This window comes from Coprococcus sp. ART55/1, assembly GCF_000210595.1.
Taxonomy (GTDB): Bacteria; Bacillota; Clostridia; order Lachnospirales; family Lachnospiraceae; genus Coprococcus; species Coprococcus aceti.
Window position 1 is genome coordinate 778,919 of record NC_021018.1, and the last position, 2,452, is coordinate 781,370.

The following is a 2,452-nucleotide window of genomic DNA, read 5'->3' on the forward strand; positions in this document are numbered from 1 at the left end:
GGACTATGTGGCATCAAGAGGAGAGTTCCTCAATGGTAAGATTATGGCTGCATATCTTGGCTTTGAGTTTATAGATGCTGCAGAGGTTATCTTTTTCAATGCAGAGGGCAATCTCAATAGCTATAAGACGGAGAAGGTACTTGGTGAGAGACTTGCCAAGACACAGCATGCGGTTGTTCCAGGATTCTATGGACTTGGCAAGGATGGCAAGGTAAAGACATTTTCCAGAGGCGGTTCAGATGTAACGGGCTCGATAGTCGCACAGGCAAGCAGAGCCGATGTATATGAGAACTGGACAGATGTCTCAGGCTTCCTTGTAGCTGACCCACGTATTGTTCCAGATCCAAAGCCAATCAAATATATTACTTACAGAGAGCTTCGTGAGCTTTCATACATGGGTGCATCAGTTCTCCATGAGGATGCGATATTCCCTGTACGCCACTGTGGTATCCCAATCAATATCCGCAACACAAATGCGCCTGAGGACGCAGGAACCTGGATAGTTGAGAGTACCTGCCAGAAGCAGGATTATGTTGTAACAGGTATTGCAGGTAAGAAGGATTTCTGCACAATATTTATTACGAAGGCTATGATGAATTCAGAGATAGGATTTGGAAGAAAGGTGCTTCAGGCATTTGAGGAGAATGATATCTCATTTGAGCATATGCCATCAGGTATTGACACGATGACTATCGTAGTTCATGCTGATGAATTCGTACACAAGGAGCAGAGAGTTATATCTGCCATCCATAGACTTGCAGAGCCGGATTCAGTTGAGATTGAGTCAGGACTTGCGCTTATAGCTGTTGTAGGCCGTGGAATGAAGTCAGCAAGTGGTACAGCAGGCAAGTTGTTCAGCGCACTTGCAAAGGAAGGCATCAACATAAAGATGATAGACCAGGGTTCATCAGAGCTGAATATCATAATCGGAGTAAAGAACAGTGATTTTGAGACAGCCATAAAGGCAATATATAATACATTTATAACTAACAAGTAATGACAGACAAGTAATAACAGATTGCTAAGCATCGTAGGGGTGGGCATGTATTGATAATGCATACCTTTGCAGAATGGGGCAACACAGGGCAGAATATGGCGGAAAACCTCCAAACTGATGTAAGATAAAATTACTCAGTTTGGAGGTTATTTTTATGGCAATAAGAAAAGACAGCCCACAAAAAGCAGCAATGAGAGAAATGACGGTAGAACTGTTCACAAGTTTTAGGGTATAATTTGAATGCAAATTGAGCAACAAATCTGGGAAAACATAATCATCAATGTGTAAAATGTGATAGTCATGAGGAAAAAACGAGAATTACCGAAAGGGTGTGGGAGGCATTGTGCGGGAAGAGGACCAAACAACCAGTAGCCTTGGCTGTATTATTTGTTCTAATGTTTATTGGTGGCTGTTTTTTTGTGAAAGCCAATCAAGCAAAGAAATTTGAGAAAAAAGATTATGGGGTGTTTTTAAATGCGGACGCCTCATCTTTGGAACGATTTAAAATGTATGAAACGATTGTAATTGATGCACAGTATTTTACAAAAAGGGATATTGAATTGCTCCATCAAAATGGAACAGTCGTATATACATATCTAAATATTGGGTCGATTGAAAACTTCAGGGAGTACTATACAACCTATGCGGAACTGGCAATCGGTGAGTATGAGCACTGGGAGGAAGAAGAATGGGTAGATGTAGCAAATCCAGACTGGCAGAAGTTTATAGGACAGCTTTCTCAGGAACTATATGAAAAAGGTGTTGACGGATTCTTTATAGATAATTGTGATGTATATTATTACAATCCGCACGAGAGTATTTTTGAAGGCATTACAGCGATTCTACTAAAACATAATGACGTTTGGAAAAGCGGTCATCATCAACGGTGGAGATACTTATGTGGCGGAATATAGGGAACGCTATGGGGCGATTGATCAGATTATGACAGGTGTAAATCAGGAATCAGTATGGAGCAGTATTGATTTTGATAGCGGAACTTTTGGTGAACAAACGAGCGAGACGAGAGAATATTTCTGCAAATATTTGGAAACGTGCAAGGCGGATGGGGTGGAAGTGTATCTTTTGGAATATACAACTAATCAAAAACTGATTCAAAAAATAAAAGAATACTGCAAGGAGCAAGATTTCCATTTTTATATTTCCAATTCCCTTGAACTTAGATAATGAGTGTTGAGAAATACGAAAAAGAATGAGCAAATTAAGTTTCGTCACTTCGTTCCGTCAAGGTGGCTACACCCCATTGCGCCGCTAAAGCGGCTATCCCCTGTGGACTTGCCGTCCGCAAACAGCATAAAATGCTGTTCGCCGCCAGCAAGTTTGAAAAAGAAACATAAAGCTTTGGAGGTGCTTATTTGAATGAAAAAGTTGATAGCATTGCGAGCCGTCCGTCACATGGCGAAATATGGCATGAATCCTAAGACATTGCAGTACCTC

3 protein-coding genes are annotated in these 2,452 nt (G+C 41.0%); all 3 read left to right on the forward strand.

What is annotated here, in order from left to right:
- Positions 1-997, forward strand: a 997-nt coding sequence (locus tag CCU_RS03750; protein ID WP_208895963.1) for an aspartate kinase, incomplete at its 5' end; no start/stop codon positions are given.
- Positions 998-1,326: 329 nt separating this feature from the next.
- Positions 1,327-1,911: an endo alpha-1,4 polygalactosaminidase gene (locus tag CCU_RS03755; RefSeq protein WP_243440847.1), complete on the forward strand. Its 585-nt coding sequence runs from the start codon at positions 1,327-1,329 to the stop codon at positions 1,909-1,911.
- Positions 1,898-2,182, forward strand: a complete 285-nt coding sequence (locus tag CCU_RS14020; protein WP_243440848.1) for a hypothetical protein — start codon at positions 1,898-1,900, stop codon at positions 2,180-2,182. The genes CCU_RS03755 and CCU_RS14020 overlap by 14 nt, the downstream gene beginning before the upstream one ends.
- The last annotated feature ends 270 nt before the right edge of the window (positions 2,183-2,452 follow it).